General features: G+C 73.7%; 21 protein-coding genes. 3 read left to right on the top strand and 18 right to left on the bottom strand.

Annotation, left to right across the window (positions count from 1 at the left end; all coding sequences use genetic code 11):
* Nucleotides 1-114: 114 nt before the first annotated feature.
* The 5 genes from ACF1AK_RS20120 to ACF1AK_RS20140 all read right to left on the bottom strand — a co-directional run bounded on the left by ACF1AK_RS20120 (nt 115) and on the right by ACF1AK_RS20140 (nt 6,708).
* On the bottom strand, nt 115-693 hold the full coding sequence (locus ACF1AK_RS20120) for a hypothetical protein (protein WP_391500149.1): 579 nt from the start codon (nt 691-693) through the stop codon (nt 115-117).
* Between the two features lie 505 nt (nt 694-1,198).
* Nucleotides 1,199-1,612, bottom strand: a complete 414-nt coding sequence (locus ACF1AK_RS20125; protein WP_391500150.1) for an ATP-binding protein — start codon at nt 1,610-1,612, stop codon at nt 1,199-1,201.
* 1,075 nt (nt 1,613-2,687) lie between these two features.
* Nucleotides 2,688-3,185: a hypothetical protein gene (locus tag ACF1AK_RS20130; protein ID WP_391500151.1), complete on the bottom strand. Its 498-nt coding sequence runs from the start codon at nt 3,183-3,185 to the stop codon at nt 2,688-2,690.
* A 608-nt stretch (nt 3,186-3,793) separates the two neighbouring features.
* Nucleotides 3,794-5,302, bottom strand: a complete 1,509-nt coding sequence (locus ACF1AK_RS20135) for a carboxylesterase/lipase family protein (protein WP_391500152.1) — start codon at nt 5,300-5,302, stop codon at nt 3,794-3,796.
* Nucleotides 5,299-6,708 (bottom strand): FAD-binding oxidoreductase, encoded by a 1,410-nt coding sequence (locus ACF1AK_RS20140; RefSeq protein WP_391500153.1) that lies wholly within the window; start codon nt 6,706-6,708, stop codon nt 5,299-5,301. Before ACF1AK_RS20140 ends, ACF1AK_RS20135 begins: the two co-directional genes overlap by 4 nt.
* Nucleotides 6,709-6,795: 87 nt before the next feature.
* On the opposite strand from ACF1AK_RS20140, the gene ACF1AK_RS20145 reads away from it, so the two are divergent.
* Complete coding sequence (locus ACF1AK_RS20145) at nt 6,796-8,505, top strand: helix-turn-helix domain-containing protein (RefSeq protein WP_391500154.1); 1,710 nt, start codon at nt 6,796-6,798, stop codon at nt 8,503-8,505.
* Nucleotides 8,506-8,904: 399 nt separating this feature from the next.
* Complete coding sequence (locus ACF1AK_RS20150) at nt 8,905-9,513, top strand: GNAT family N-acetyltransferase (protein ID WP_391500155.1); 609 nt, start codon at nt 8,905-8,907, stop codon at nt 9,511-9,513.
* 213 nt (nt 9,514-9,726) lie between these two features.
* Here ACF1AK_RS20150 and ACF1AK_RS20155 read toward each other — a convergent pair whose 3' ends face one another.
* From ACF1AK_RS20155 to ACF1AK_RS20195, 9 genes are all read right to left on the bottom strand, one after another.
* A complete protein-coding gene (locus tag ACF1AK_RS20155) occupies nt 9,727-11,187 on the bottom strand; it encodes an alpha/beta hydrolase (RefSeq protein ID WP_391500156.1) in 1,461 nt (486 codons plus the stop codon).
* 521 nt (nt 11,188-11,708) lie between these two features.
* On the bottom strand, nt 11,709-14,069 hold the full coding sequence (locus tag ACF1AK_RS20160) for a Helicase associated domain protein (protein ID WP_391500157.1): 2,361 nt from the start codon (nt 14,067-14,069) through the stop codon (nt 11,709-11,711).
* A 115-nt stretch (nt 14,070-14,184) separates the two neighbouring features.
* The gene (locus ACF1AK_RS20165) at nt 14,185-14,442 is read right to left on the bottom strand and encodes a hypothetical protein (protein WP_391500158.1); all 258 of its coding nucleotides are present in this window, start codon (nt 14,440-14,442) and stop codon (nt 14,185-14,187) included.
* A 121-nt stretch (nt 14,443-14,563) separates the two neighbouring features.
* Nucleotides 14,564-15,124 (bottom strand): hypothetical protein, encoded by a 561-nt coding sequence (locus tag ACF1AK_RS20170; protein ID WP_391500159.1) that lies wholly within the window; start codon nt 15,122-15,124, stop codon nt 14,564-14,566.
* A 244-nt stretch (nt 15,125-15,368) separates the two neighbouring features.
* Nucleotides 15,369-16,097: a helix-turn-helix domain containing protein gene (locus ACF1AK_RS20175; RefSeq protein ID WP_391500160.1), complete on the bottom strand. Its 729-nt coding sequence runs from the start codon at nt 16,095-16,097 to the stop codon at nt 15,369-15,371.
* Nucleotides 16,094-18,262 carry a hypothetical protein gene (locus ACF1AK_RS20180; RefSeq protein WP_391500161.1) on the bottom strand — a complete coding sequence of 723 codons (2,169 nt, stop codon included), beginning with the start codon at nt 18,260-18,262 and terminating at the stop codon, nt 16,094-16,096. Before ACF1AK_RS20180 ends, ACF1AK_RS20175 begins: the two co-directional genes overlap by 4 nt.
* Nucleotides 18,263-18,269: 7 nt before the next feature.
* A complete protein-coding gene (locus ACF1AK_RS20185) occupies nt 18,270-18,605 on the bottom strand; it encodes a helix-turn-helix transcriptional regulator (protein WP_391500162.1) in 336 nt (111 codons plus the stop codon).
* A gap of 476 nt (nt 18,606-19,081) precedes the next feature.
* A complete protein-coding gene (locus tag ACF1AK_RS20190) occupies nt 19,082-19,870 on the bottom strand; it encodes an SDR family NAD(P)-dependent oxidoreductase (protein ID WP_391500163.1) in 789 nt (262 codons plus the stop codon).
* A gap of 108 nt (nt 19,871-19,978) precedes the next feature.
* Nucleotides 19,979-20,647: an FMN-dependent NADH-azoreductase gene (locus tag ACF1AK_RS20195; RefSeq protein WP_391500164.1), complete on the bottom strand. Its 669-nt coding sequence runs from the start codon at nt 20,645-20,647 to the stop codon at nt 19,979-19,981.
* A gap of 98 nt (nt 20,648-20,745) precedes the next feature.
* Here ACF1AK_RS20195 and ACF1AK_RS20200 point away from each other — a divergent pair, with 98 nt between their 5' ends.
* On the top strand, nt 20,746-21,258 hold the full coding sequence (locus ACF1AK_RS20200; protein WP_391500165.1) for a MarR family winged helix-turn-helix transcriptional regulator: 513 nt from the start codon (nt 20,746-20,748) through the stop codon (nt 21,256-21,258).
* A gap of 152 nt (nt 21,259-21,410) precedes the next feature.
* On the opposite strand, the gene ACF1AK_RS20205 is transcribed toward ACF1AK_RS20200, so the two are convergent.
* The 4 genes from ACF1AK_RS20205 to ACF1AK_RS20220 all read right to left on the bottom strand — a co-directional run bounded on the left by ACF1AK_RS20205 (nt 21,411) and on the right by ACF1AK_RS20220 (nt 25,900).
* Nucleotides 21,411-22,460: a serine hydrolase domain-containing protein gene (locus tag ACF1AK_RS20205; protein ID WP_391500166.1), complete on the bottom strand. Its 1,050-nt coding sequence runs from the start codon at nt 22,458-22,460 to the stop codon at nt 21,411-21,413.
* 400 nt (nt 22,461-22,860) lie between these two features.
* The gene (locus ACF1AK_RS20210) at nt 22,861-23,931 is read right to left on the bottom strand and encodes a sensor histidine kinase (protein WP_391500167.1); all 1,071 of its coding nucleotides are present in this window, start codon (nt 23,929-23,931) and stop codon (nt 22,861-22,863) included.
* Nucleotides 23,924-24,619, bottom strand: a complete 696-nt coding sequence (locus ACF1AK_RS20215; protein WP_391500168.1) for a response regulator transcription factor — start codon at nt 24,617-24,619, stop codon at nt 23,924-23,926. The genes ACF1AK_RS20210 and ACF1AK_RS20215 overlap by 8 nt, the downstream gene beginning before the upstream one ends.
* 132 nt (nt 24,620-24,751) lie before the next feature.
* On the bottom strand, nt 24,752-25,900 hold the full coding sequence (locus tag ACF1AK_RS20220; protein WP_391500169.1) for a hypothetical protein: 1,149 nt from the start codon (nt 25,898-25,900) through the stop codon (nt 24,752-24,754).
* Between the last annotated feature and the right edge of the window lie 282 nt (nt 25,901-26,182).

Genomic DNA, 26,182 nt, shown 5'->3' on the forward strand with positions numbered 1-26,182 from the left:
CAGCCTTGACGAACGCCCCTGGAACCCAAGGACAGGGCAGCGGCCTTTCGGGGCTCCGCGCCATGGGTCAGCCGCTGCGGCGGGGCAGCGGAATCGGCCCCGCCGGGTGGGAGATCAGGCGCCGTAGGTGCCGCTGGCCCACACCGGGTTGCCTTCGCCCTGGCCTCGGTACACGACCAGGTTGCCGTCGTTCTGGAACACGAAGTGCGAGTCGGCGCCGGCCCACCAAGTCCCGGTGGACCACAGGGCGGCGCCGTTGGTGTCGTACACAACGAAGTTCCCGTCCGACTGCATCTTCGCCTTCGCGCCCGGGTGGTTGTACGTGCCGGTGGCCCAGATCGCCGAGCCGCTTTCCCTGTTGTACAGCACGAGGTTGCCGTCGCCTTGCATGGCGAGCTCGTACTTGTAGCTGTAGCTGCACCATGCCGCGGTCGACACGATGATGTAGTCGGCCCAGAAGCCGACGCCGAGGTTGTTGTTCGCGTTGTGGGCCGTACAAGGAGGCATGGAGCCTGCGAGTGCCGGGCCGGAGGGTATGGATTCTGCGAATGCGGGGCTGGAGCCCGCCGTGGCGGGGGTGATGTCGGACGAGCCATGGGCCTGGGCCACCGTCGGAGCGAAGGCCGTCAGCCCGACGACCGCTGCGGCTGCGATCGCGGTCCCCCGGGCGAACCTGGTCGTGAACCTGGTCATTTCACCATCCTGACTGTGTCCGAACGTGATGTGCACGGATGAACTGGCTTTCAGCATATGGTTACTGATGACCCGTCGCCATCGTTTTCACGCAAACAGCGGCGAAGGTCCTGACCGCGATCGCTGCCCCTCTGCCACCAGCCGGGCTCTCCCCGGACCAGCAGTCCTGCTCACCGAGGTCGGCCTCGGGACGGTCGCTCACCCCGCCGGGCCGCGGTCCCCGCCGGCCCTCCCCTGGATGCGCGGACCCTGTTATCCCCCCCATCCGCCCTTTATGGATGATTTCCACGAAATGGGCAGTGACATTTCGGGTTTGGGTTCTTTTACTGGAATTCTGCGTCATATCGTCTGTTCAAGGCCCGGGCCGCTGTCCGGCGCGCCGAAACCGGCCTTGACGGGCCGGCTGCGGTGCGGGGCCGGCTCCGGCCGCAGCCGCGACCGGGCAGCGCCGGACGGTCCGGGAGGCGGGCCGGCGGGCCGTTCCCGCCGACCGGGGCCGGTCTGCTCAGTGGAAGGGCCCCGCGCCCGGTGGGTGGAAACAGGCGGTGACCGTCTTGCCGTTCTTCTGCCGGCGGGTGTGCCAGTGGTCGGCGAGCGCGTCGACCAGCGTCAGGCCCCGCCCGCCGACGGCGTCGGGGCCGGCCGATCGTGGACGGGGGAGCCGAGGGCTGTGGTCGTGGACGCTCAGGTGCAGACAGCGCCCGTCCCACGTCAGCACCAGCTCCGCGTCACTGCCGGCGTGGAGGTGGGCGTTGGTGGTCAGTTCGGACACGGCCAGTACCACCGCGTCCGCGACCGCCGGCGCGTCCTGGTTCCAGCCCAGGGCCTCCAGATGCGTCCGCGCCCACTCCCGGCCGGCCCGTATTCCCGTGCCGAGCGGAAGGCGGCGGGCCCACCCCACTCCATGGATCCTTGCCATGCAGATCTCCTCCGACCTTCGGATCATTCGAGAACCCCCGGGTGCGTGCGCCCAACGCCTGCCCGCCGCCAGTGACCGCATGCAACGGCCTCACGGTCCATCGGCGACGACCGGTCAGGCGCATGCGCCGGGGCGGGAAGGCCGGAAGAGCCCGCCGTGGCAGCCGCCGACCCGGCGGCAGTCCGGGCCCGCGGTATGGCGGCTCTCGTGGAACCCGGGCGGGTTCTCCCCTCGCCCCGGTACCCGCGGCCGGTGTCCGGGGGCGTAGCCCTCGGCGTTGCCGTGGTCCCCCGGGCCACTGGTCACACCCGCCCCCTCCCGTACGGGGTTCCCTCCTCCCTGGTCCGGCTGCCACTGCCCCCTCTTCGCCGCGGCCCGCATCCTCTGTCGGGGCCGGGCGCGGGCGCCCGGAGCGTGCGACGCCGGGCGCCCGCACCGTCCGCGAACGCATGAATCCGCAGATCAAGGGCATGCGAACGCGGAGAGCGGCCGGCGCAGCCCGGGCCCGGCCCGGCGACGAAGGGAGCAACCCACGGTGACCCAGCAGACCCGGCCCCCCGAGGCCGTCCCTCCCCGCGACCCCGGCGGCCCCTCCCACCCCCCGCTGGTGCCGGATCCGCCGCCGCCACCGGGCGCACCTGTACCGCCCCCGCAGCCGCAGCCTCCCGCTCCAGCCCCGCCGGACCCCGGACCGGCCGATCCCGGACCGGGCGAGCCCCAAGCCCCCGAACCGCCGGACTAGTGTCCTGAGTCCTTGGTCCGCCTACGGTATCCGGCGCGGATCCGCCCCCCGCGACGGGCGACAGGGAGTGCGTTCGGCTCGACCGCGTGGTCCCGGCACGGCCGGGCCGGCCGTGCCGGCGCGGCCGCGCGAGCGATCCGAGGCATGCCTCCTCGCTGTCGCGGCGAACGCCGCCGCCCGGTCCAGGCTGCTCCGGTGTCCGAACGGGCAGACCGCCCACGGCGCCCGTCCGACGATCCGGCGCTCGGGCACGAGCCACCGCCAGGACCGCCCGGGCGGTCCCGCGAGTCGTGGGAGGCGCTGCGATGGCCCCCCACGGCCGGCACACCGGGCTCAGGACTGAGGAGCGGTCAGGTCCCTCTCGATGCGCCTGGCCATGGTGCGGGCTTCGGCCACCTGCAGCCGCGGAAACTCGAAGCTCAACACCCCCGCGCCCGCCACGCCTATGGAGACCCTCAGCGACTGCGCCACGCCTGCGGCGAGTTCGGGTTCGGAGATCCACGCGAGCTGGTCCAGGGCATAGGCATGCAGCAGCTTCTTCGGCTTGGCGACGAAGGCTCCCCCGATCGAGAACACCATCAGGCGGTGACTGGTGAGCCCGACGATGAACCGGCCCGGCAATGGAAGCTGCGCGGCGGGAACGTCGGCCTTGGCAGGGCTCGTGGCCGCAGCCACCGCCGTCGCGCCTGCCGCTCCGGCGATTCCCGCGGCCCCAGCGATCATGGTCCTGCGAACACCGCCGATCCTGAAACCGAGGATGCCGTGCTGGACCCATTCCCCCGGTGAGAGCTCACCGGCCAACCGCTGCCGCACCTTGTCCACCTGGGCCATGCCTCGCCCCTTTCCCCTCCGCCCGACCGCCAGTTCGCCCAATCGGTCGTCCGCGCACCAGGTCGGCAAGTCTACGCAGGCACGAAGCGGGCGATCAACTGCCTCTGGGGGGTGGGAACTTCGCGACGGCCGCGGCATGAACGGCGGTGGCGCGCCGGAACGGCCCTGCACGCCGACCGCAGCAGGGCCGGGCCCGGTTCTGCTGCCATGGTCCCCTCCGGGTCCGGCCAGAGGGAACGATGATGACGAGCCGGCCCCGCGTCGGGACCGAAGCGGCCCGTCGCCTCGTCGGCGGCCTCAAGAACGAGTGGCCGCCCGATCGGCCGGCACCTTCCGGGCGCCGGCCGCCCGCCGGACCCGACGCGGAGGAGGATGCGGGCGTGGAACCGCAGGGCCTGCGGGTGTCCGGCGTCCATCCGGTGGCGGGCGGTTTTCGCAACGTCGCCGGCGGGCCGGGCTGCGCGGGTCAGAAGCGCGCCGGCGGGCGGAGGCGAACGGGAAGGCGTCGAACAGCAGCAGGCCCACGCAGGTGACCGGGGGCGGTGGCCTGCGTGAGCCCCGGCGGGCGGTGGAGCGCCGCCGCGCGTGTTGCTTGCTTCTTCGGGCGTTCAGCGGACGTCTTGCCAGAGCTTCTTCTCCGGCCCGTCCGCTGTTGTCGTGAGGGTCCATTCGGCGCCGATGCGTTGCACGACGGGTGTCTCGGGCGTGAAGCGCGGCCAGCCCGGGTCGCCGTCGCGGGCGAAGGCGACCCAGCTCGCGTGCATGCGTTCGGCGAGCTTGCGCACCGTCTCGTCGTGCGGGCGGACGTCGAGCGCTCCGTAGTCCACGCGGCCGACGTTGTCGAAGACGAAGGGCAGTTCGAGGCCGTGGCAGGCGCCGAGCGCGCCGTCGTATCCGGGAGAGGGCCAGGCGAACTCGTAGCGCCAGGTGCCGCCCGGCTGCCGGGCGTGTGCCTCGGTGAGGCGCGCGGTCGGCACCGCGAACATGTAGTCCGTCCCGATGGCGCTGAGCAGTTCACGTGCAGTGCTGCCCCGGCCGGCGCTGCGGTAGGCGTCCAGGAGGGCGGCCGGATCCGGGTGCAGCGTGGCCGCGGCGGCCTGCAGGACCGGTTCGGTCGTCTCCGGAACGGGGAGCGCGACGAGGTAGAGGTTCAACTCGTCGCTGTTCGACCCGGCGATCACGTCGACATCGGCGGCGGCGGTGCCGGCCCGTACGGTGTCCAGGGGCTGCCCGCCGAGCAGGTCGCCGTCGATCACCGGGCCCAGCCTCGACAGCCTCATCAGGGGGTCGCGCACACCGTCCACGGTGAGGTCGGGCAGGGCCGTGTCGAGCTGTGCCACTGCTTCGACGAGGGTCTCGTCGGGGATCTGCGCGAAGGCCGCGAGCGTGGCGGGCACTGCGAGCCGGGCGGCGAGCACCGCGGTCACGTGGTCGGCCTGCGCGGTGGTCAGCGCGTGCGAGGCGCCTCCGCTTTGGATGATCGCGCGGCGGAACAGGCCCGCCGGTGCGGCTGCGAGCAACGTTCCCACGCTGATCGCGCCCGCGGACTCACCGAAGACCGTGACGGCGTCGGGGTCGCCGCCGAAGGCCGTGATGTGCTTGCGCACCCATTCGAGGGCGGCGATCTGGTCGCGCAGCCCGCGGTTGTCCGGTGCACCGGGCAGGCGCAGGAAACCGGGGGCGCCGAGACGGTAGTTGACGGTCACCAGCACCACGCCGTCCTGGGCGAAGCGGGTGCCTTCGTATCCGGCGTCCAGGCCGGAGCCGCCCACGAACGCGCCGCCGTGGATGAACACCATCACCGGCAGGCCGCCGGCGGTGTCCTCGGGGGTCCAGATGTTGAGGTTGAGATAGTCCTCGCCGCGTTTCCAGCCGGTGCCGACGATCGCGCGCAGATCGGGCACCCCGGGGATGTCGGACCGGTTCAGCTGCGGTGCGTTCGGGCCGGCGGCGCGGGCGTCGAACTCTCCTGTCCAGTGTGCGGGGCGGGGCGCTGCGAAGCGGTCCGCTCCCGTCGGCGCGGCGGCGTACGGGATGCCGCGGAAGACCCGGACCCCCTCCGCCGTGACGCCCCTGACCGACTTCTGTCCGATGTGGACGACGGGTTCCATCGTCATGTCCTTTCCGGCTGGCATGCCATGACCTTGCCCGGATTGAAGATTCCCTGGGGGTCCAGTGCGTCCTTGACCGCGCGGTTGAGTGCGAGTACGGCGGGTCCGGCCTCGGTGCTGAAGCCGTCCCGTTTGAGCAGCCCGACGCCGTGCTCACCGGTCACCGTCCCGCCGAGTTCCAGCGCGGCGGCGATGATGTCCTCGAACGCGGCCTGTGCGCGCCGTTTCGCGGCCTCGTCGCCGGGGCGGGTGATCAGCAGCGGGTGGAGGTTGCCGTCGCCGGCGTGCGCGATGTTGGCGATCAGCGTGTCGTGCCGGGCCGCGGCCTCCTCGATGCGGGCCAGCATCCCGGGTACCGCGGACTTCGGCACGCAGATGTCCTCGGTCAGCACCGGGCCCAGGCGTTCGAGCGCCGGGTAGGCCAGACGCCGCGCTTCGAACAGCGCGTCGGCCTCGTACGGGTCGGTCGAGCGCACCGCGTACGTCGCTCCCGCCTGCTCGAAGCAGGCCAGCATGGTGTTCGCCTCCAGTTCGCCCTGCGGTCCCGGAGCGTCGGTCCGGCCCAGCAGCAGGACGTCGGCCTCGGTCGACAGACCCATGTGCTTCCACTCGTCGACGGCGGCCAGGCAGTGGCGGTCCACGAGTTCCAGCGCGGAGGGGATCAGACCCGCCTCGGCGACGGCGCCGACCGCGCGCCCGGCGTCGACGACCGACGAGAAGTGGCCCGCGACCGTGTGCTCGGGTTCCCGCGCGGGGCGCAGGCGCACGGTGATCTCGGTGATCAGGCCGAGCGTGCCCTCGGAGCCGACCATGAGCCCGGCCAGGTCGTAGCCCGCGACGCCCTTGGCGGTGCGGCGGCCGACGCGCACGAGCTCGCCCGTTCCGGTCACGAACTGCAGGCCGAGCACGTAGTCGCGGGTGACGCCGTATTTGACGCAGCACAGTCCGCCGGCGTTGGTGGCGACGTTGCCGCCGATGGTCGACCAGGGTGAGCTGGCCGGGTCCGGCGGGTACCACAGGCCGTGCTCGGCGCAGGCGGCGCGCAGGTGGTCGTTGACGACCCCGGGCTCGACCACGGCGAGCCGCTCCCTCGGGTCGATCTCCTTGATCGCCGTCATCGCCTCGGTGGACACGACCACGCAGTCCTCGACGGCGTTCGCTCCGCCGGACAGCCCGGTGCCCGCGCCGCGCGGCACGATCGGGGCGCCGAGCCGCAGGCAGACCCGGACGATGTGGCGCACCTCGTCGGCGGTGCGCGGCCTGACCACCGCTGCGGGGGTGCCGTAGGGCGCCCATTCGGCCTCGTCATGGGCATAGCCCGGGATCACGGCGGGATCGGTGACGATCCGGCCCGCGGGCAGGCCCCGGGCCAGTTCGCCGGCCAGCTCACCCCGCCAAGCTTCGCTTCGCATGCCGTCGACACTAGGGGCGCCGGACCGCACGGCTCAATGTGTGAACCGGCTACCATCTGGGATGGTCGACGGATGGAGTGTCCACTGATGGGTGAGTCCTGGCTGGACCTGCTGCTGCGCGAGGCGACGCCGGACGAACTGCAGCGGCACGGCGCCGCCCTGGCCCGCTCACGGGACCCCGCGGCGGCGGACCGGCAGACGGCGCAGGCCCTGCGCCTGGCCATGGTGCTGCGCCAGCAGTCCCAGCGGGCGGCCGAGTTGGCCGCGCTCAACGAGATCGCGATCCGGCTGGCCACCCTGCACGCGCCGGACGACCTGCTGTCGGAGATCGTCGGCCAGGCACGCCGGCTGCTCGACGTCGACCTGGCCTATCTCGGGCTGGTCGAGGACGGGCAGCTGACGCTGAAGGTCACCAGCGGCGCGTTCACCCCGGAACTCGTCGGCGTCGTGATCCCGCTGTCGGTCGGGCTGGCCGGTGAGGTGATCGAACACGCCGTACCCCGCTGGACGGCGAACTACCAGCAGGAGCGGCGCTTCGGCCACGACGAGGGCGCCGACACCGCGGCGCGCGCCGAGAACATGCGCGGTCTGCTCGGGGTTCCCCTGCACCTGCGCGGGCGCGTCCTCGGTGCCCTGTTCGCGGGCAGCCGGCAGGAACGGGCCTTCAGCGAGCACGAGGTGACCCTGCTGTCGGCGCTCGCCGCGCATGCGGCCATCGCGATCGAGAACGCCACCGCCATGGGCAGGCTCAACACCGCCAACGACCAGCTCGCGCGGCGCACCGAGGAGCTGGAGCAGACGCTGCGCTGGGACCAGCGGCTGACACGCGTGGTGCTCGGCGGGGGCGGGGTCGAGGAACTGCTGGCCGAGATCGGCTCGATGGCGAACGGCGACGTCCGCTTCGTCCTGGAACCGCCCCCGGGCGCCGGGAGCGCGGTGCAGCCGGTCACGGCGGGAGAACGGACCTTCGGCGCACTCGTCCTCGACGGCGAACCCGCGCCCGACGACCAGCTGCTCCTCGAACGGGCCGCACCTGCACTCGCGCTCGCGCTGGTCGCCGAGCGGGCGGTGGCAGAAGCGTCCCGGCGCACCCGCGCGGCATTCCTCGTCGACCTGCTCACCACCACCTCGGAACGCCCGCGCGCCCTGCGGCAGGCCGGGCTGGACGCATCGACGCCGTACTCGGTGCTCGTCCTTACGCCCGCCTCCGCCAGGGCCGGCCTCGAACGCACCCCCTCACTGGCGGGCGCGGTCGTCGCCGAGCACGACGGCCACCTGCTCGTCGTGGCTCCCGCCGATCCCGAGACCATCCGCCGGGACTGGCCCCGCGGTGCGCACGCCCCGACGGCGGGCATCGCCGGGCCCGCACTCGGGCAGGCGGAGCTGCGGCGCTGCTTCCACGAGGCGCGCCAGACGCTCAGCGCGCTGGAGACGCTGGGGCGCACCGGCGAGGCCGCGACCGCGAACCGGCTCGGGTTGTACCGGATCCTGCTCGCCCACACCGGGCGGCGCGATCTGGACCAGGCGTTCGAGGACGTGCTGGGCCCGGTGCTGGCCGAGCAGCGGCGCCGCGCGGTGCCACTGCTGGAGACGCTGCGCGCGTTCCTCGATCACGGCCGCCGCCCCCGCCCGGCGGCGGCCGCACTCGCGATCCACGTGAACACGCTCTACCAGCGCCTGGCGACCGTGGACCGTCTCCTGGGCGAACGCTGGCGGGCTCCGGAGCGGTCCCTCGAACTGCAGCTGCTGCTCCACCTCAAGACGGCGACCGACTCACTGGACGAACCGGACGACTGACCCCGGCGGGTGGCCCAGGTGCCGGTGCGCTCTCGCGCGGGGCCGGCGGCGATGGCGTCCAGGACACCGGCGGGCCCCGGGGCGAACAGGGCGTCGAGGTCCCGGGGATCCGCGCCCGCGCGCACGGCCCGCCGCGCGCCGGCCGGGATACGCCTGCCCCCCGGGGGGATCACCCGGGGGGCATGGCGAACTCTTTCGCCCCCCGCCGGGCCCGCACGCGCACCGTCACGGCGGCTCAGGCCCTGGGTTGCCGGCCCGACGACACCAGCGGGGCGGCGGGCGGTGGCGCAGTGACAGCGGCTTGCGGACGAGCGGGCTGGTGGGGTTCCTTCAAGGCCCGGGGTCTCCCGGGGGACAAAATCCCTTGTCCGGGGGTTGTCCCGGTGACAGGGTCGGTACGTGAACGACCAACTGCACCACAACGCCCCCACCGTGCGTCCCCTCACGGATGCCGACATCCCCGTGGCGGTCGACACCCTCGGCCGGGCCTTCGCCGACTACCCCTTCACCCGGCACGTGATCGCCGCCGACGGCCATGAAGCACGGCTCCGGCGCTTCCAGGAGCTCTGCCTCACCCGCGTCGCCGTTCCCTACGGCCGCGTGTGGGTCGCCGGGGACGGCCTGGCCGTGGCCGCCTGGACCGTTCCCGGCCAGGACCCCTCGCCCGCCTTCGCCGAGATCGGCCCGCTGCTCCGCGAGCTCACCGGCGACCGGCAGAGCGCCTTCGACACCGCCGAGCAGGACATACAGCCGTACCGGCCGCAGGAGCCGGTGTGGTTCCTCAGCACCGTCGGCGTCGCTCCGCACGCCCAGGGGCGCGGCCTGGGCCGCGCGGTGCTGCTCCCCGGTATCGAGGAGGCCGAACGCACCGGGTACCCCGCGTTCCTGGAGACCTCCAGCGAGGACAACGTGCGGTTCTACGAGCGGCTCGGCTTCACGGTCACCGCCGACATCCCCTCCTCCGACGGCGGCCCCCGCACCTGGTGCATGCGCAGGGACCCCGGCTGAGGCACCCGGCCAGCCAGCCCGCCCGCGTCGTGGATGTGGTCGGGCACGGACCCGCCGCCGCGATGCGGCACCCGCTGGACGGCGAAGCCTGCGCCCGTGCGGCTGGACACGGGTGCAGCCCTGACCGCCCGCCCGCGTATCGGGCTGCACACCCCCTCAAACCTCAGCCGGCGGCCATCAGCTCCCGCCGGGCCGGGGCCGCCCCACGACGGGTCAGCTGCACGTGCGGTCCTTGGCGGGGAGCCGGCCGGTCGTCAGGTAGCGGGTGACATCGGCGTCGGCGCAGGTCGGGCGGCCGCTCACCACGACGCCGTGGCCCTCACCGCCGGCGACCGTGACCATACGGGCGCCGTGCAGGACGCGCCGCATGCCCCGGGCCATCGCCACCGGGGTCTGTGGGTCCCACTCGTTCTGGACGATCAGGGCCGGGACGTCGTTGTCGACCACGGTGGCCGTCTCACGCGGGGCGGACTTCCAGAAGGCGCAGGGCTGAATGGTGGCGCCGAAGTCGCCCGCGAGCGGGTGGGCGGCGCGGTCGCGGACGGCGTCGTGGCGGTACTGCTCCGGGTCGCGCGGCCAGGCCCTGCCCTCCCCGCACAGCACCGACCAAGCGACGGAGACGACGTTGTCCACATCCGGCATCTGCGGCGGAGCCTCGGCCCGCGCGGCAGTGGCACCGCCGGCCGGGGCCGCAGTGCCCGAGGCCGCGGCCTTCAGCGCAACGATGAACGGGGTGACGGCTTCGGCCTGGACGAAGGCCCGGTACTGCCCGCGGATCGCGGCTCCGTCGAACACCTGCCCCTCCAAGGTGATCGGCGTGCGGTCGGCGCGGGCGACCAGGTCCCAGAACGTCGCGCGGACCGCCTGCGGGGTCGCGCCCAGGCCGAAGGCCGCGTCCCGCTCGGCGGCCCACCGGGTCCAGCGCGTGAAGGCGAGTTCGGCGGCCTCGGCCGTTCCGCGCAGCACGCCGCGCCAGACGAGGGCGGGGTCCAGGGCGCTGTCGAAGACGAAGCGGTCCGCCCGCTGCGGGAACATCTGGGTGTAGACGGCGCCCAGGTAGGTGCCGTACGAGTGCCCGAGGTAGGAGATCTTCCGCTCCCCCAGTGCGGCCCGGACCGCATCCATGTCCCGGGCCGTGTTGCGGGTGGTGAGGTGCGGCAGCAGGTCCCCGGCCTTGGCCTGGCACTTGTCCGCGATGCTCCGTGCCCGGGCTACATCCTGACCGAACGTCGCAGCCGAGTAGGGGTGGTTGAGGACCTGCTCGTCCCCCGCCAGGCCGCAGTGGACGGGCGCGCTGCGTCCGACCCCGCGCGGGTCGAAGCCGATCAGGTCGAAGCGCTCCCGCACCTCTGCTGCCAGCAGCGGTGCCATCCCGGCCGGCATCGTCAGCCCCTCACCGCCCGGCCCGCCGGGGTTCATCAGCAGCACGCCACGCCGCTTCGCCGGGTTCTCCGCCGCGATCCGGGACACCGCGATCCTGATGGTCCGGCCGCCCGGATCGGCGTAGTCCAGCGGCACCTTCACCACGGTGCACTCCAACGACGCCGGCTGGTCCTGCGCGCACCGCTCCCACCGCAGTTGCTGCCGCCCCTCGCCCAGCAGCGCCTCACCGTCCCCGGCGAACGCGGTCGCCGGCGTGAGCGCCGCCAGCACGGCCGCACCCGCCACCGTCACGGAAGTCCTTCGTCCAATACGCAGCACCATGCCGCCCCCTATGCGGAACTCGGTCTCTCGGATCGCCACCAGTCTCCGGCCGCCCACAGCCGCCACCCGTCCTGCCGTGGGATGGCTTCAAGATCCACCGCAAGTACCGCCCGGCAGCCCTCCCCCTTACGGGGCCGAAGCCACAACCCCGAGGCGGCCCTGCCACAACCTCCCACCTGCGCCCGCCGGGACCCCCGGGCCCGCCCGCAGCGGCGCGGTGCGGCTGGGGTCCCGCACTCGGGCTCGCGGCGGTGGACGCGCTGCCACTCGGCCAGGGCATGCCGCGGTGGCGAAGGCGCTCTCGTCCCCGGCGTCGGCGTGCCGGTCGGCGACGCGCTCGTCCTCCCGGGGCGCGGTGCAGGGCCTTTCTGCACGGTGTCGAGAATCGTCCCGGCCGCCCGGCGGCGGACATCGCCGAGCAGCTCGTGCTCCTGGCCGCCGTCGTCGTGGGCGGGGTGGGCGGGGTCTTGCGAGGTCTTTGCGGGGTGGGGTCAGCCGGTGGCGGTCTCGGCGTGCCGGTGGAGCGCGTCCAGGAGGGCGGTCTGGTGGGCGGTCAGTTTGCCGTCGGTGCGGGCCTTGTCCTGCTTGCGCAGCCAGGTGCCGGGGCGGAAGGCCGGGTCGTCGCCGAGGCCGGTGCGGTTGGCGGGGCCGGTGAGGGTGCCGCCGGCGGCGAGGTAGGCGAGCAGGCGGCGGTAGGAGCGGTTCCAGTCCGGCTCCAGGCGCCACAGCTCGTCCAGGGCGTCGAGCTTGGCCGCCTGGTCGGTGGTGAGGTTCTCGGCCTTGCGCTGGCGGCGCATCCACGCGCCGACCGCGTGGTCGTCGAGCTTCGCGGTGGCGGGGATCGCGAGGTGGCTGTGCCGGCGGTGGAAGGCGGCGGCGTAGGCGTAGCCGCGTTCCCAGGCGTTGGCGTTCTTCGACCAGATCATGCCGAGCGCGTTCAGCTCCGAGACGCGGGCCGGGTCGAGCAGGTGCTGGCCGTTGAGGTGGCGCTGGCGGGCGAGCCAGGAGATCAGCTCGGCGTGCTTCTCGCGGTCGGTGGGGTCGAGGTGGCCGTGCTGGAGGTGGAAGCGGGCGGCGACCGCGTGCATGCGCTGCCACTCGGCCGCGCGCGGGTTGAACGCGCGCAGCTTGACGGTCTGGAGGATCCGGGCGGCGTGTCGGCGGGCGTCGATCTTGAGCCACTCGACCGGCGACTCCGCCGGGGCCGGCTGCTGCTCCCCTTCTGCGGCTCCGGTGGCCTCACCCGCAGCGGCCTGGGCCGCGGTGGTGTGCGCGGTGCCCTGCGAGCGGCTGCCGCGCAGTTCGGTGATCCGGCCGACCACCCGGGCGTCGTGGGCGGCCAGGGCGCGCAGGACCCGCCAGATGGTGCGGAAGGAGCTGGCCTCGATCTCGGCGTCGGCCTCGGCCTTCACGGCCTCGCCGGCGTCGTGGACCTCGGCCGCATCGGCGGCCGCCGTGTCGTCGCCGGCCTCCGGGGCGGGGAGGTGGACCGGGATGATGATCCAGGAGACCTTGCCCTGGCGGTAGGACTGGCGCAGCGCGCGGCCGACGGCCTGGACGATGTCGATGACGCTCGACTTGGGGTCCGCGAAGCAGACGGCGTCGACGGCGGCGACGTCGATGCCCTCGGTCAGGAGCCGGCTGTTGCAGAGGATGCCGCATTCCTCGCCGTCCTCGCCGGTGTGGGCCTTGAACTCGGCGAACGCGGCGCGGCGGTCCTTGAGGCGGTCGGTGCCGGCCACCGCCTTCGCCCAGATCCGCTCCGGGCGGTCCTTGTCCTCCAGCAGCTGGGAGGCGTCCAGCAGGGTGTTCGCGAACTCGCGGGCCGCCGTGACGCGGGAGTGGAAGGTGATCACGCGGCGCAGGCCGAGGTCGGCGACCGCGCGCAGCACCGCGATCTGCAGCGCGAGGCGTAGGAGTTCCTCGTTGGTGCGCTGGGAGCGCAGGTCGGCGACGGCGGGGAGGTTGAGCAGCTCGCGCAGGTCCTCGTCCGTGACGACCGGGACCAGGACGCGGTAGTCGGCGAGGTAGCCGTGCTCGATGCCCTGCCCGAGCGTCCAGGTGAACACGGTGGGGCCGTAGACCGTCTCGTCGTCCATCGAGCACAGGGCGGGCAGCTTCTCCGTAGTCTCGGCGTCGGCGTCGGCGAGGTCGGCGAGGCCGTCCTTCGCGCGGCGGTCATCCGCGATCCGCGGGGTCGCGGTGAAGTACAGGCGGCGCTTCGCCGGGACCTGGGCGTCGTCGTGGACGGCCGCCCAGGCCTTGCCCTCGGCGCCGGCGGTGCGGTGCGCCTCGTCGACGACGACCAGGTCCCAGGCCGGGAGACGGAAGTCGCGGTGGGCCTGGACGATCCGCTCCAGCGAGGCGTAGGTCGCGTACACGGTCACCGGCTGGTCGTCGGGTGCGCCGTTGACCAGGTCGGTGATCCGGACGGCCTGCGTGGTCACCTCGGCACGGACCCGGCCGCCGGCCTCCGCGCTCTCCAGCGCCTCCTCCCTCGAACACGCCGCCACCGCCAGCCCCCTGCGCCCGCCCCGCAGCGACCACGCCTCGGCGGTCTGCTCCAGCAGCTCGATCGTCGGCACCAGCACCAGCACCCGGCCCCGCGCGGCCAGACGCCGGGCGCAGCCGGCCGCGATCAGCGTCTTGCCCGAGCCGGTCGCCGCGACGACGGTGGCGCGGCCGCCGGCCTTCACCTCGCGCACCGCGGCCGCCACCGCGTCCTTCTGGAACCCGTGCAGCGGCAACGGGTTCACCGCGATGGTGCCGGACGGCTGCGCGGGGACCGGCTGGGCGGCTGCGGCGCGGAACGCGGCCGGCGCGTCGGCCCCGGTGGCGGTGGCGGTCTCCACGGCGGTGCTTCTCCTTCGTCTGCCGGGTCGTGCGCGGTGATGGGGCTGCGGGCTGGGTAGTGCGGGCGGTTGACGGGCGTGGGCGCCCGCCGGGGGGTGCGGCCCACTCGTCCGGCTACTCGGGGGTGTTGGCGTCGCTGGCCGGCAGGTCGTGAATCTCGGTCTCGTCCGTCCAGTTGTAGACCCACTGCTTGCGGACCGTGACCCTGCTGGCCCACGGGAACAGGCCCTCGGCCATGCCGATCACCCGACCCGCGATGGTGTCGAGTGCCGCATGGATCTTGGCGCCGTGAATGTTCTTCTTCAGGCCTTGCGGCACCTCGAACTCGAAGCTGATGCGAAGAGCGCGGGGTGTGCCAGTGGGCTCCGTCATGGGTGGCCCCCTTCCAGTCGTTTTCATCAGAGTAGCCATCTCTCGCTGAAATCTTCCGAACTTCACGAAATCGGCTGGAGGTTGTGACTGAGCGCTTCGCTTGGCCAGTTGAGCAGCCGTTTCAAGGGGTCTCTCTCGCGATGCGGCTCAACACCCCGCGAAGGCGCTCCCGCCCGGCCGCCACACTCGCGTCCCACAGGCCCGCAGCGTTGCCGGACGCCGAGAGGCTCTGAAGCCGCTGCTCGTCAGCCGTGAACGCGGCACCCGCCAGGTTCTGGTCCAGCATTCCCATCGCGGTCAGGACCGCGTGGCCGCACGAGACGGACTGGTCCGCGTTCCCAGAACTGTTGGCCAGCAGGGCGTAGCGCAGGACCAGGCACGCGAAGAAGGCGTACGTGTCGGCGGTGTCGGTGATGCCGTCCTCGGCGGGCTGCAGCTCCGGGAAGCGGTCCAGCGAGTGCAGCCGGTCGGCGCTGTCGGACAGCGGGCGGTCGGTCTTCCAGAGGTCGCCGACGGCCGCCACGTACAGGTCCACGTCGGTTGCCCGTCCCGCCTCGCCCGCCCGCAGGCCGATGAACAACGGCGCCATCCGCTCGGCGCAGGCCGCAACGTACAGGCGGACCACCTCGTCTCCCCCGGTCCGGAGTTCCTGCACAACGTCCTCTGCCACCAGCGTCTTCACGCATCGTCCTTTCTGTGGGTTCTGCTCAACTGGCCAGTTCGACAGCTCACCGGCCGGCTGAAGCGCTCAGTCACAAGGGGCGGCCTCCCCCGGTCCGCTCCTCGGGGATCCAGCCACGCATCTCCAGGAAGGCGATGTCGACATCCTTGGTGGCGCGGCTGGTCTCCACGGCGGTGGTTCTTCTTCGTCGGCCGGGGGTGATGCGGGGAGTCGGTCGAGTGCGGGAGGGCGGGCGCGGGGCTGGTCAGCTGATGAGGACTTGGGTGCTCCGGTGGCCGGCGGGGGTCCAGGTGCGGATCTCCAGGTAGACGATCTCGGCGTCCTCGGTGGCCCGGCCGGTCTCCACCAGCCATGTCTTCACGGCATGGACGACGTCGCCGTGCGAGGCGGCGACGCGCCGGGACCACTCGGTGGCGGGGAAGCCGCCGGTGGCGGCGGAGCCGTAGGTGCGCTCCTGCGTGCCGTCCGCGCGCGGCACCACGCCGCGCCGGATGCCGGGCGAGTCCTGCCGGGAGCCGGCCGACAGCGTGAAGTACCGCGACTGCATCCGCACCGTCAGCGCGATCCGGCCGTCCGCCTGCGCGGCGGTGTGGATCACGTTGGCCAGGTGCGCGGCACCCGACCTGATGGCCTGGCGCCCGGCGCGGCCGGCCATGCTCCCGCCCGGGGTGCCGATCACGTCCTTGCCCCGCACCCGCGCCTTCTGACCGGTCCGCGTGCGGCGGCGGGTGGTATTCGCCTGCGCGATCCCGGCCAGCGTCTCCTCGTCCCGTTCGCCGCCGCGCACCGCACGCACCAGCTGGCGCAGCGCGTTCACGAACGCTGCGCCCTTGCCCTTGGTGAAGAACTGGGAGACGAGGGAGGCGTCGCGGCCGAGCATCCTGGCGACCTGGCGCTTGGTGTAGCCCTCGTCGAGCAGCTCCTGGGTCAGGCGGGCGGCCTCGTTCGGGTTGTCCGGGCCGGCGGGGCTCACTGCTCACCTCCGGCGGCGAGTTCGGCGCGGCCCAGGGCGCGCAGCTTCAGGTACTCCTCCTGGGACTGCGGGTGCTCGACGGGGCCGGTGAGGTGGCCCTTGAGGAGGTAGTCGCCGGGCTCGCCGCGGTAGGGCCAGGGCCGGCGCCCAGTGAGGGCGATGCCGTCGGTGCCGAAGTAGACGACCGTGCCGGGCTCCGCGTGCAGGGCCCCGGCGTGGCCGATGACGTCCTTGCCCTGCCGGTACTTCGTGTCCAGCAGTGCCGTCCGGGCACCGGACCACACGTAGGCGGCCCACTCGGGGTGGGCGTAGGGGTCGCGGGAGAAGCCGGCCTGCCGCTGCCAGGTGACGACCTGGTCGTCCTGGCCGAGGATTTCCACCCCGGCCGGAAGCGCCTCGCCGACGGGGGTGGTGCCGGAGACCAGGCGGGGGCGCTGCGCGAAACCGCCGAGGCCGAACAGCAGCACGGAGCGCACCGCGCGGGAGGCGAGGTAGGCCGCGGTGCGCTGCCGCTCGTCGCCGTGCATGCGGGACAGGTTGGTCAGATCCGCCCAGGCGGCCTTCAGGCGCTTGCCCCACTCGTCGAGCGGCTTGCCGTCCTCGAACAGCAGACCGCCCAGGATCTCGACCTTCCACGGCGCGAGGTGGTTGGCGAGGGCGAGGTGGACCTCCGCACCGCCCGCCCACGTCGTGAACGTGGCACCGGGCTCGGAGGGGTAGATCCAGGCGCGGTCGCCGGTGACCGGGGCCGGCAGCAGGCCGACGTGGTTCCAGCCGGCCGGGACGGTGACCCGCACGTTCCAGTGCGAGCAGGACATCAGGGCCTTGGTCTGCTCGGCCTCGGTCATCGCGGCGAACGCGGCGGCGGTGATGCGGCGCGGGGTGCCGACCGGCGACTTCCACAGGTGCTTGGCGTAGGCGAAGGTGCGGTCGTACTCCACCAGGGCGGGCAGTTGCTCGGGGACGCGGGGCGGCAGGATCAGCTCGGTGCGGCCCTGGCCGCCGGTCGCGTGCAGCAGGGCGCGCAGTTCCTCGGACAGCACCGGGTAGCCGCCCGCCCACTTGCCCGTGGTCGGGATGGTGCGCGACCACAGGTCCCGGCCGGTCTGGCTCGGCGAGCCCATCAGCACCGCGTCGTCCCAGTGCCGGCGCAGTGCCTGCCACAGCAGCGTGAAGGCCTGCCGGCAGGTCGTCACGTCGGCGCCGTCCGGGTCGAACCACTCCCCCATGCTGCGGATCTCCGTGACCGGTCCCTGCGGGGAAGCGGCGGGGGCGTAGCGGCCGACGGGCTGGCGCTGGTGGACGAAGTGCCCGGCGAGCTTGTCGCGGCCGGAGCCGACGGCGGTGGTCCACCGCTCGCTCGGGGTGTTGAGCCAGGCGGCGACGGCGTCCTTGAGGGTGGAGTAGCGCTCGGCGCCGTCGTGCCAGGGGGCGCCGGCGGTGATGTAGATGCGCTCCGTGCCGGGCGCGGTCGCGAGGACGGCGTCCAGGATCTCGCCCGGGGTGCGGGCGCCGAGGTCGAGCCGCACCACGCGGTCGCGCACCGCGAGGTCGCCGGTCGCGGCGTCCAGGAACACCGTCGAGCGGGCCTGTTGGGTGAAGTTCGGGCGCTTGGACACCAGCCCGGTGGTGACGGCCTCGAACCGGGCGCCCGCCGGGCCCTCGGGGAGCGTCGGCAGTTCACGTGGACCGGCGTCGACCGCCGGGCGCGGCGCGGCAGCGACCGGAGCGGCCGGGACGACCGGCGCGGCAGCGGCAGCGACAGGCGCGGCCGGGGTGGGCTGGTCGTGTACGGGAGCCGGGCGGGTCAGCGCCGGGGCGACCGCGGCGGCGGGCTCGGCAGCCGGCGCGGCCTTCGGCACCTCGGGCGCCGGGGGCTCGGCGGCGGCCTGGTCGTCGGTCTTGGCGGCGCGCACGGCGGCCGGGGTCGGGTCCAGCAGCGGGGCGATCCGCACGACGTCGCCCACCGACAGCCCGGAGGCCTTCGCGACGGCCGGCGCCTGGGCGCCCTCGTACCCCGCGAGCCCGGCCACCTTGCGCGCACGCTGGGCGGTGAGCTTGTCCAGTTCCTTGCGCGCGGCCGCGACGGCCTTCTCGGCGGCCGTGATCTCGGTGCGCAGCTCGCGCAGAGCGGCGAGCTCGGCGGTGTACGCCTTGCGGTCCATCAGGCCGTCACTCCCCCGCCGTGGCAGCGGTGCCGGGGCCGGTGTCGAGGGGGCGGGCCCGGCGGGCGAGGGCGAGCCAGCCGTCCGGGCCCCGGGTGCCGTGGATGTCGGCCAGGCCCGCGAGCAGGAACGCGTAGGCGCCGCGCTTGGGGGCCCGCGGTTGGGAGGTGCCGTTCTCCCACTTGGCGAACGTCTCCCGCCGGGTGCTCAGGGCGTCGGCCACCTCGACCTGGGTCAGACCGGCGGCCTTGCGCAGCCGTTCCCGCTCGGCCGGTTCCGGCAGGTCCCCACCATCCCGGGCCTTGGCCAACAGCGCGTCCACCGCCGCGAAAATCTCGGACATCACATACCTCCCGTCCAAGAAGTTAGCGCAGAACACCGCCTTGTGTGCAACACGTTTCGCCGCACTCGCGCCTCGATATGACCGCATGCCCGACCGGCGGCCCTACCTCCGGGCGTGCACAGCAAGGCCCCGGCCAGGGGTCGGGAAGCCGGTGCGGAACGGTCTGCACGGCGGCGTCGCCCGGTCGCCCCTTCGGCGGTGGCGTCGATCACCGCCGAGGTGGTCGTCCCGTTGAAGGTGCCGGCCGACGTCCCACGGCCCCGGGCGCGCGCGCCGCGGTGCCGTCACCGACCGCGGTCACGCAGGCACATGACCGGCCGCCCGGCGAGAGACCGGGCGGCCGGTGATGGGGTGAAGCCCGTCCGCCCCGGCCTCAGCCGCCGCAGGCGGCCGGTGGGGCCGGGGGCGCCGTTCGCGGCCGGCCGCCGGCAGCCGGTGGAGCCGAGTACCGGCGTGGCGGGGATCGGGCGAGCCGGTCAAGGACCGGGGTGGGGGGCGCGGGCCGCCGACGAGCCGTCACGGACGATCTCGCCCGTGAGGTTGCCGTTGGCTCCCGAGCCGAGGAACAGCACCAGCTTGGCGACGTCGTCCGAGTCGGAGAGACGGCCCGTGGGCGTGCCGGCGGCGAGCTTGTCGGTGATGAACGCGGGAAGGGGCGGACGGCTGTCGGTCAGCGTGAGGCCGGGGGCCACCACGTTGACGAGGATGCCGTCCCTGCCCGCCTCCCAGGCGAGGCTGCGGGCAAGCCCGTGGAGCCCGGACTTGGCCGTCCCGTAGGGGCCGGGGCCGGGCACTCCCTCCTCGGCGACGCTGGAGGAGATCAGCACGATGCGGCCCCAGCCGCGTGCGCGCATGCCCGGCAGGACGGCCCGCACCTGGGCGGCGGCTCCGATCAGGTTGGCACCGATCATGGCCTGCCACTCCTTGAGCGGCACGTCCTCGAAGCGGACGCCCGGGTCCGGCGGGCCGTCACCGCCCCAGCGCACGGCGTTGGCGACGAGGACGTCGATCCCGCCCCACCGCTCGACGACCGCGCCCACGGCCTCCTCGACGGTGGCGAGGTCCTCAAGGTCGAGCCGGACCGCGAGTGCCCGTCCTCCCCGGCCCTCGATCTCGGAGACGACCTTCCCGGCCTTCTCCGGGTGGTTGCGGTAGGTGATGGCGACCCGGGCGCCCTCCCGGGCGTACGCCCGGGCGGTTGCGGCGCCGATGCCGGTCGAGGCGCCGGTGACCAGGACCACGCGGTCCTTGAGTGCGGTGTCCATCGTGCGGGGTGTCCTCTCGTGGGGAAGTGCGCGTGCGACGGAAGTGCGTGTGCGGCGGAAGTGCGCGTGCCACGGGCGGGGCGGCTCCCGTCGCCCCGCCGGGGCGCCTCAGGCGGCGCGGCCCTCGACGGGCACGCGGGCGGCCAGGGCCCTGACCCGGTCGAAGGCGGCCGCGCGCGAGGCCTCGTGGGCGTCGCGGAACTGCGCGAGGAACGGCAGGACCGGCGCGTGGGTCAGCTCGGTGTGCACGAACTCCACGTCGTCGAGGCCGAGCACGGAGAAGTAGGCGCGCAGGTAGGGCTCCTGGAAGTCGAACGGCTCCCGAGGGGTGCCGGGGCCGTACGCGCCGCCGCGGGCGCTCAGGACGACGGCGGACTTGCCGGCGAGCGGGAGCCACGGCAGGGTCACCCGGTCCATCCAGGTCTTGAGGGAGCCCGGGACGCTGAAGTTGTACATGGGCGTCCCGATGACCAGGACGTCCGCCGCGAGGAGTTCGACGACCAGGGGGCGGGTCTCGGCCCACGCCCCGGCGAGTCCGGGCTCGGCGGCCACCACCCCGTCCATCGCCGCGAGGTCCCTGACCCCGTTCAGGGACGACTGGCCGAGCAGCTTCACCCGGCCCTCGTCGATCGGCCGTACCGGGTCCGCCACCAGGTCGCGGTAGGTGTGGACGCCGTCCGGGTGGGCCGCCTTCCAGTGGTCGACGAAGGCGGCGCCGAGCTCCCTGGAGAACGATTCGCTTCGGGCACTGGCGTCGAGATGCAGCAGCTGTGGCACAAGGATCCCTTCCGAGCGGGACGATCCGAAGTCACGACCAGAGTAAACCAAGATAATCTTGAATCAAGACCATTTTGATCCTTTGCTATTCTGCTGGGATGTCCCCCCGCACTCCCGCCGACGAGCAGGCGCCGGGCAGCCGGCTCCACGGCGATCTGCACTGGCTCTTCGCCCGACTCAAGCAAGGCCTCGCCACCGCGGAGACCCTGGCCGTACGCGAGCACGGCCTGTCCCTGTGGGGATACACGGTGCTGATGGCGATCGTCGACGCTCCCACGAGGAGCCAACTCGCCCTCGCCCAGGCCGTCTCCGTCGACAAGAGCAAGCTCGTCCTCGTCCTCGACGAGCTGGAGGCCGCCGGACTGGTCGCCCGCCGACCCGACCCGGCCGACCGGCGGGCGCGCATCGTCGAGGCGACCGACACCGGCCGGCGCGTCCTCGACGCCGCACGCGACGACGTCCGGGCGATCGAGGAGAACCTGCTCTCCGACCTGGAACCGTCGGCCCGTCAGGCCCTGCACACCGCCCTCGGCCGACTCGTCGGCACGCCGGTCACCCGCATCGAGAACGGACAGGAGTACGACAACGCCTGCGCGCCCCGCCAGGCGTGACGGCCCCGCTCGGACCCGGAGCACCCGGTCAGGAAGGCCTCGGCGTTCTCCCGGCCCGCGGCGGCGTGTTGAAGGCGAGGTTCTTCGAGGAGCTGGACCGGGAGAACGCCAGCGTCACGGTGCCCTCGTGCCGTGTCCGGCGCCGGACCGTTTCAGCCGCCGCTTCCGCCCCCGGGCGAGGCCCCGGTGATGGCCTGCATCTCCTGCCCGGTGATCTCCTGCAGCGGCAGGCCGTCGCAGTTGCCGAGGACCACGCCGACCCAGCCGGTGTAGGGGTAGACGTTCCAGCTGGCGCTGACGCCGGGGTTGCCGCCGCCGCGCCCGAACACCCACTGGCCGTTGACGATGCGCACCGGCATGCCGTAGGCCCCGAACGACGAAGCGCTGTGGGGGATCTTGGCCCCGGTGAGCAACTCGGCCCAGGGCCGGTCCAGCAGCGTGCCGTCGCCCAGTGCGCGCGCGAAGCGGACCAGGTCCGGTGCGGTGGCGAAGCCGCCGTCCCCGGGGGCGTCGATGAAGGCGCGGCCGGGGTTCTTGCCGAGGACGTCCGGGTCCGGGCTGTCCTTGTCCAGGTGGCGGACGGCGTCCACCTGGCTGCCGTCGGCCAGCGTCATGTAGGGGTGCGCGATGTGCGGGTCGGTGAGCCACTGCGGCCTGGTGGGGAACGCCGGGCCGGTCATGCCGCAGCGCCCGAGGATGTTCTCCTGCACGTAGTCCCAGTACGACGTGCCGCTCACGGCTTCCACGATCAACGCGGGGATGCCGACCTCGGCGCCGGAGTGGCCGGTGGGCGTGCCGGGGGGAGCCACCGGAACGGACTGCCGGACCCACTGCTCGTAGTACTCGCGCACCTCCTCCCGGCTCCGGAAGACGCGGTGCACGTCCTCGTCCGGGGTGTTCAGCCCGGAGGTGCCGGAGAGCAGGTGGTGGACGGTCACCCGTTCGGCGATGTCCCCGGCGAAGCCCCTCAGGTGGGTGCCCACGGTGTCCGACAGTTTCAGCCGGCCCTGCTGTGCCAGTTGCAGGACGGCCACCGCGCCGAACGGCTTGCCTGCCGAGCTGAGGCTGAACGCGGTGCCTTCGTGATGGGGAAGCCCCTTCTCCCTGTCGGCCATGCCGTAGCTGCGGGACAGCACCGTCCTGCCCCGGTGGGACAACAGCACCACGCCGGAGAACTTCCCCTCGGCGGCCAGCTTCGCCACGTACTGGTCGTAGGCTCCGCCGGGACGGGTGGCCGGCGGGAGGTCGGAGTCGGGTGGAGCCGGGTCGGTGCGGCCGGGCCGAGCGCCCGCCGAAGGTGCGCCGCCCGCCGAGGGCGCGGCGGCGGGCCGGGGGGGGGGGGGCCCCCCCCCCCCCCCCCCCCCCCCCCCCCCGACCCGCCCCACCCGAGCAACCGTCGCCGGCTGACACCACGTACGGAATCCGAGTCCATGATCACGGTCCTTTCCTGATCGGCGATTCGACCGGTGCGGGCCCACCGGCGGCCGCTGCCGGACACCGAGCACCCGCCCCTGTGGTCTCGTGCCTCCACTGAAGCCGGACGAGGGTTGCGGTGGCGTACGCGGTTCTCCCTACGCCCGCGATACGCCGGGTCCCCGGACGTCAGGGAAGCCGGACCGTGACGAGGAGACCGCCGCCCGGGCGGGGCGCGAGGCCGATGCTCCCGCCGTGTGCCCGGACGATGCTGTGCACGATGGCCAGCCCGAGGCCGGCCCCGGCGTGCTCGTCGGTGCGCGTGCGTTGCGTTCCGCGCTGGAAGGGCTCGGTGAGGGTCGGCAGGAGGTCCGCCGCGACCCGTTGGCCGGTGTTCTCGACCCGCAGCACGCTCGCGTCGTGCCGCGGCTCGGTGTGGACCGTGACGGTGCCGCCGCAGGGGAGGTTGTGGACGATGGCGTTCTGGACGAGGTTGGTCACCATCCGCAGGAGGAGCGCCGCGCAGCCGGTGGCCGGTGCCTTCTCCCCGGTGACGTCGAGCGTGATCCGGCGCTTCTCGGCCAGGGGGAGCAGCGTTTCGACGGCTTCCTCGGCGATCAGGGACAGGTCGACGGGCTCGCGGGTGACGCCCGTGCGGTCGGCACGGGCGAGCAGCAGGAGAGCCTCGGTGAGGTCGATCGCGCGCGCGTTGACGGTGTGGAGGCGGTCGAGGAGTTCGCCCTGGTCCCGGGTGGGGTCGCTACGGGCGAGGTCGAGGAGTGTCTTCGAGATCGCCAGGGGGGTGCGCAGTTCGTGGGAGGCGTTCGCGGCGAACCGCCGCTGTTCGGCGACGTGGGATTCGAGTCGTTCGAGCATGAGGTCGAACCCGTCGGCGAGTTCGCGGAATTCGTCGTGGGGGCCCGTCATGCGCACCCGGTGGGACAGTGACCCGTTCGCGGCCGTCCGTGCCGCGTCCGCGATCCGTGTGAGGGGTTCGAGCATCCGGCCGGCGAGGATCCATCCTCCCAGGAGGCCGAACAGCAGCAGGAAGGCCAGTGCCGTGGCCGCGGCGGGGGCGAACGTGCGCACGAGGAGGTAGCGGTTGGGTGCGACGCCGAGGAGGCCCCGGGGGTTGTCGGGTACGTGGCGCAGCAGGGACACCCAGACCACGGCCAGCAGGAGGGTGCCGGCGACGAGGAGGAATCCGGCGTAGCTGACGGTGAGTTTCAGGCGGGCGCTGAGTCCCGGGCGCCTAGGCACGTGGGCGGCCGGGGTGGGTGAGGTCCGGGCCGGTGTCGATGCGGTACCCGACGCCGGGCACCGTGGTGATGAGCCATGGTGCGCCGAGTCGTTTGCGCAGGCCGGAGACGGTGATGCGGACGGCGTTGGTGAAGGGGTCGGCGTTGGCGTCCCAGGCACGCTCCAGGAGTTCCTCGGCGCCGACGACACCGCCTTCGGCGGCGACGAGGACTTCGAGCACGGCGAACTGCTTGCGCGTGAGCGCGACGTAGTGTCCGTCGCGGAAGACCTGCCGGCGGAAGGGGTCCAGCCGCAGGCCCGCGATCTCGCTGACCGGGGGCCGGGCGTACGCGCGTCTGCGGTGCAGCGCCCGCAGGCGCATGACGAGTTCGCGCAGCTCGAACGGTTTGGTGAGGTAGTCGTCGGCGCCGAGTTCGAACCCGGACGCCTTGTCGTCGATCCGGTCGGCAGCGGTGAGCATGAGGATCGGGATGCCGCTGCCGGAGGCGACGATCCGCCGGGCGATCTCGTCGCCGGAGGGGCCGGGGACGTCTCGGTCGAGGACCGCGAGGTCGTAGGAGTTGACGGCGAGCAGTTCCAGGGCCGCGTGGCCGTCAGCGGCGATGTCGGCCGCGATCGCCTCCAGCCGCAGACCGTCCCGGACGGCTTCGGCCAGGTAGGGCTCGTCCTCCACGATCAGCACGCGCATACCTGGAGCCTAGGCAGCACGGCATATCGCCGACGTATGCTTCCCCGCCCGCCTCGGGCTCGGCCCCGCCGTCGTGCGTCGGCCTGTCCCGCGATCCGGCCGTGGCTGGTGGTCGTTCGGATGCGCGCACGCTCACCACTGGATGAGGACAGCCCCGGAGGAGCCGGCCGCGCCCTCGGTGCCGTCCGTGCCGTTCTGGCCGGGGGTGCCGTCCTGCGGGCCGGCTCCGGGTGCGGCGCCGTCACCGCCGCGGCCGCCGGTGGCGCCGGCGCCGCCTGCGCCGCCGGCCCCGCCTGCGCCGAAGGCGTATCCGCTGAAGGCGGTGGCCGCGCCGCCCGCGCCGCCGGTGCCGGCGAACCCGCCGCGGCCTCCCCTGCCGCCGGCCGCGCCGGAGGGGACGCCCTGGATGGGGACCGCGCCGTTGGAGCCGGCGTCGCCCGCGCGGCCGGTGCTGCCGTTGGCGCCGGGTGCCCCAGGGGTGCCGGGCACCACCGTGCTTTCGCATCGCGGCTGATTGGTGGGGTCGGGAGCCGCCGGGGCGCCAGAGCCCGCGGCTCCCCCGCCGCCGCCGGGCCCGCCCGAGGCGTAGCCTTCGAGGAACCCTCCCGCCCCGTTTCCGCGCGTGCCGCCCCGGCCGGGGCCGCCGGCGTGGGCGCCGCTGCCGTTGGGCGCGTTGACCGCCGTGGCCTCGAACGTGTAGCCCAGGGGGCTTTGGTAGAAGGCTTCGACGGTGGTGGCGGCGAGGAGCCCGACCCTGGGGAACTCGCCTCCCCTCGCGCCGCTGCCGCCGTTCGTGCCGTCGATGTTGGCCCCGGGGCCGCCCGCTCCGCCCGTCCCGCCGGCCCCACCGTGCTGGTACGTCCCGCGCCTGATCCTGATGCTCAGGCTGAGGGCGGTGGCTCCGCCGGGCGGAGGGTAGGGCATCACCCGGAACTGGCAGGTGACGAGCGAGCCGGCCTGGCCGCCCTGGCCGCCGCCTCCGCCGCCTCCCCCGCCACCGCCACCGCCGCCGGCCCCGCCCGTCGAGTCGCTCCGGGCGTTCGCGCCGCCCCCGCCACCGCCGCCGCCACCGCCGCCCCCGCCACCGCCCCCGGCGCCGCCTGAGCCCCAGGCCGTGATCGTCAGGGTGCTCACCCCGGCCGGGATCGTGAAGGAGCCGTCACCGGTGAAGAGTTGGGATCCGCCCGCCGCCGCCGGCACGGACCCGGGGACGGAGGCGCCCGCCGGCGCCGCCGCTGCCACGGGCGAGCCGCAGAGCGTGCTCAGGCTCAGGACCAGCACGCTCGCAGCCCCCGTCATCCCTCGCCCGGCCCGGCGCCGTCCTGCGGCAGCAACGACAAGACCCTTGCTGTGCACCGTGCACACCACCCTTCACCTCCGGTCGGTCAGAACGGCCGCCCGCAGCCGGCGGGCTGACCGTGCACCGGGTCTCACGGACACGGATCCGTGACCCGTTCTCGGAGAGGGGACTACCCTGCTGCGCACCGCCACGACGGCCCCGCGCAACCGCACGCCCCGCACGCGCCTCACACGCCTGCCGGCTCCGGGCACGGCGGGCGGGGC

It is taken from the genome of Kitasatospora sp. NPDC015120 (assembly GCF_043080305.1).
Lineage (GTDB): Bacteria > Actinomycetota > Actinomycetes > Streptomycetales > Streptomycetaceae > Kitasatospora.

Bases quoted from the DNA above. Each gene is read 5' to 3' on its own strand.
- ACF1AK_RS20120 (WP_391500149.1), bottom strand. From the start codon at position 693: ATGACCAGGTTCACGACCAGGTTCGCCCGGGGGACCGCGATCGCAGCC.
- ACF1AK_RS20125 (WP_391500150.1), bottom strand. From the start codon at position 1,612: ATGGCAAGGATCCATGGAGTGGGGTGGGCCCGCCGCCTTCCGCTCGGC.
- ACF1AK_RS20130 (WP_391500151.1), bottom strand. From the start codon at position 3,185: ATGGCCCAGGTGGACAAGGTGCGGCAGCGGTTGGCCGGTGAGCTCTCA.
- ACF1AK_RS20135 (WP_391500152.1), bottom strand. From the start codon at position 5,302: ATGACGATGGAACCCGTCGTCCACATCGGACAGAAGTCGGTCAGGGGC.
- ACF1AK_RS20140 (WP_391500153.1), bottom strand. From the start codon at position 6,708: ATGCGAAGCGAAGCTTGGCGGGGTGAGCTGGCCGGCGAACTGGCCCGG.
- ACF1AK_RS20145 (WP_391500154.1), top strand. From the start codon at position 6,796: ATGGGTGAGTCCTGGCTGGACCTGCTGCTGCGCGAGGCGACGCCGGAC.
- ACF1AK_RS20165 (WP_391500158.1), bottom strand. From the start codon at position 14,442: ATGACGGAGCCCACTGGCACACCCCGCGCTCTTCGCATCAGCTTCGAG.
- ACF1AK_RS20180 (WP_391500161.1), bottom strand. From the start codon at position 18,262: ATGGACCGCAAGGCGTACACCGCCGAGCTCGCCGCTCTGCGCGAGCTG.
- ACF1AK_RS20185 (WP_391500162.1), bottom strand. From the start codon at position 18,605: ATGTCCGAGATTTTCGCGGCGGTGGACGCGCTGTTGGCCAAGGCCCGG.
- ACF1AK_RS20190 (WP_391500163.1), bottom strand. From the start codon at position 19,870: ATGGACACCGCACTCAAGGACCGCGTGGTCCTGGTCACCGGCGCCTCG.
- ACF1AK_RS20200 (WP_391500165.1), top strand. From the start codon at position 20,746: ATGTCCCCCCGCACTCCCGCCGACGAGCAGGCGCCGGGCAGCCGGCTC.
- ACF1AK_RS20215 (WP_391500168.1), bottom strand. From the start codon at position 24,619: ATGCGCGTGCTGATCGTGGAGGACGAGCCCTACCTGGCCGAAGCCGTC.